Here is a 3018-nt window from a genome sequence, read left to right as displayed (position 1 = left end):
TCTTCATCGTCACCCTGGGCCTCGTTGCGGTCGCACTGTCGATGACCGGGCTCGACTTCGTCACCGCGATCTCGGGCGCGGCAACCGCCATCGCCAACATCGGGCCGGGTCTCGGCGACATCATCGGCCCGGCCGGGAACTTCGCGCCGATCAACGACACGGCGAAGTGGATACTCACCGGCGCGATGCTGCTCGGGCGGCTCGAACTTCTGGTCGTGCTCGTCCTCTTCCTGCCGCGCTTCTGGCGGGTCTGACCCGCGCGCTCAGCGCCAGCAGGAGACGAGGACGGCAAGGTCGCGCCCAAGCGCCGTCAGATCCTCGGGCGCGAGCTGGCCCGAAGGCGGTTCGGTCCCCTCCGGCGGAAGGAGCCCGGCGCTTGCGAGCGTGTCAGCGAGCGCGGGCGCGGACAGGGCAAGGCCAACGTCCTCGGGCAGGACCCTGGCGCCGGAGGTGTCGCGGGGCAGGAGCATGCCGACGACCGCGCCCGAGCCGTCAAGCACCGCGCCACCCGCATCGCCCGCACGGGTAGCGGTGCCAAGCCTGTAGCGACCTTCCTCGCCGTCGAGACCGCGCGCGTCGGCGAGCGTGCCGAAGGTCATCACGGCCGTGTCGAGCGCATCCTCGTAGGGGTAGCCGGGGATGGCGATGTCCGCGCCGATGCGCGGTGCAGCGGCCGAGATCCGGGCGTGGGCGCGAGGGGCGAGCGGCTGCTCGGGCCGCAGCACCGCAAGGCCGGTGGCCGCATCGTTCAGGACGACATCCGCCGGGTGCCCGCCGTCGAGCGTCACCTGCGCGCAGTCCGCAACGGCTTCCGACGTGGTCGCGGCAAGGCCCCCGGAGTCGAGCCAGAAGCCGGAGCGCGACAGTGCCGGACGCCGCACGGCGAGCCCCGAGACGAGGTCGGCGCGGCCCACGGCAAGGGGCTGGCCGAGCCCTTCGGCGAGCGCGCGGTCGCCGATGGGCCGGAACCCCGCCTTCATCGCCTCGACCACGCGCCGGGCGCGGTCGGCGCCTTCCGGCGTCCAGACCAGCGTGTAGCCCTTGATCAACCCCCCCGAAAGCCGCACGTCGGTAAAGCTTTCGAGCCCCGCGTTCCGCCCGGCGATGGTGAAACCCGTGCGCCCGAGTTGCCGTTCGCCTTCCACCGGGACGATTTCCAGCGACTGCATCAGGTCGTAGAGTCCGGCAAGCCGCGTCTGGTCGCCCGGCTGGCTGATCAGGAGCATCCGGAAGCCCGAGCCCGCCTTTTCGCGGAAATGCACGAAGGGCGGCTCGTAATGGTCGAATTCCACCAGCGCGGAGGGGTAGGGGACCTCGATCCCCGCCTCGGTCTCGGTCAGCACCTCAAGGCCGAGCGCGGCCTGTTCGGCGCGGAAGTGCTCCAGGAGTTCGGCGCGCTGGGCGGTGGTCAGCACGCCCGTTTCCTCGTGCCCCTTCGCCCCCTGCCAGGTGGCCATGGAGCGGCGGGTGCCGGCGCCGAAGGCCCCGTCGATGGCGCCCGCGTAGAATCCGTCCCATTGCAGGGCCGCCTGCAGCTCGCGCCGCTCGTCGGCCGAAAGCGCGGCCTCCGACCGGCGCGCCTCGGCCGGCGTCTCGTCGGGAAGCGCCGGGTCGGGCACCGCCACGGCGACCTCCGGGGTCGGCTCCGTGGCGGGCTCGGCGTCGGTCACGCCCTCCGGCAAGGGCTGCGCCGCTGCGGCTGCCCCCGCGACCGGCCAGAACTGGCGCGTGAAGCGGTTGCCGAAGGCGATGTAGCTGTCCGCCGGGATGAGCCTTTCGCCCTTCAGCACACGCAGTTGCTGTTCGCCATCCGCCCTTGTGAAGGGCCCGAGCACGATCGCGTACCAGCCCGTGGTCATGGCAAAGCCCGCGACGTTGGGGAAGACGCCGGCATAGGCCCGCGCCCGTTCCTCGCCCTCCGCCAGCGTCGGTTGCGCCTCGATCTGCAGCCAGACCTGATCCTGTGCCACGGCCCTGAGCGGCAGCAGCGCGAGGAGGAGACCGAACAGGACCGTGGCAAAACGCATGCGTGAAAACCCTTCCGACGTTTCTTATGGGCGCGAATCCGTCGCCGAACCTAGCAGGACGGCGGGCGGCGTCACGTCACAATCGCCCGCCGGCCGATTGACCGCCACCGGCCTGTTGCCTATTGAGAACGCGCTTTCCCCCGCCCGAGGCAGATGATGACCCCGACCGCCCCCCGTTCCTTCCAGGAGATCATCCTGAGGCTGCAGAGCTACTGGGCTTCGAAGGGCTGCGCGGTGCTGCAACCCTATGACATGGAGGTCGGCGCCGGCACCTTCCATCCGGCGACGACGCTGCGGGCCCTGGGGTCGAAGCCCTGGGCGGCGGCCTATGTCCAGCCCTCGCGCCGCCCGACCGACGGGCGCTATGGCGAGAACCCCAACCGCCTCCAGCACTACTATCAGTACCAGGTGCTGATCAAACCCTCGCCGCCGGATTTGCAGGACTTGTATCTCGGCTCGCTCGCCGCCATCGGCATCGACGCCTCGCTCCACGACATCCGCTTCGTCGAGGACGACTGGGAAAGCCCCACCCTCGGCGCCTGGGGCCTCGGCTGGGAGGTCTGGTGCGACGGGATGGAGGTCAGCCAGTTCACCTATTTCCAGCAGGTCGGCGGCCATGACTGCCACCCGGTCTCGGGCGAACTGACCTACGGGCTCGAACGGCTCGCCATGTATGTCCTTGGCATCGACCATGTCATGGACATGCCCTTCAACGACCCGCAATCGCCCATTCCGCTGAGCTACGGCGACATCTTCCGCCAGACAGAACAGGAGTATTCCCGCTGGAACTTCGACCAGGCCGATACCGAGATGCTTCTCAAGCATTTCGAGGACGCCGAGGCGGAATGCGAACGCATCCTGGCCGCCCCGGCCGAGGACAAGGCGGGGCGCAGGATCGTCATGGCGCATCCGGCCTACGACCAGTGCATCAAGGCGAGCCATCTCTTCAACCTGCTCGACGCGCGCGGCGTGATCTCGGTGACCGAACGGC

3 protein-coding genes are annotated in these 3018 nt (G+C 69.7%); 2 read left to right on the top strand and 1 reads right to left on the bottom strand.

The features are described 5' to 3' along the window. A partial coding sequence (locus ACMUOO_RS16955) for a potassium transporter TrkG (protein ID WP_413855785.1) occupies positions 1-254 on the top strand: 254 nt, incomplete at its 5' end. A gap of 9 nt (positions 255-263) precedes the next feature. On the opposite strand, the gene ACMUOO_RS16950 is transcribed toward ACMUOO_RS16955, so the two are convergent. After that, entirely contained in the window at positions 264-2027 is a 1764-nt protein-coding gene (locus tag ACMUOO_RS16950) for a serine protease (RefSeq protein ID WP_301917262.1), read from the bottom strand. A 156-nt stretch (positions 2028-2183) separates the two neighbouring features. Here ACMUOO_RS16950 and ACMUOO_RS16945 point away from each other — a divergent pair. Continuing rightward, on the top strand, positions 2184-3018 hold an 835-nt coding region (locus ACMUOO_RS16945; protein WP_413855784.1), incomplete at its 3' end, for a glycine--tRNA ligase subunit alpha.

This window comes from Albidovulum sp. (assembly GCF_041919395.1).
Lineage (GTDB): Bacteria > Pseudomonadota > Alphaproteobacteria > Rhodobacterales > Rhodobacteraceae > Albidovulum.
The sequence above is the reverse complement of the archived record's forward strand: the minus strand, read 5'-3'. Positions and strand labels throughout refer to the sequence as shown.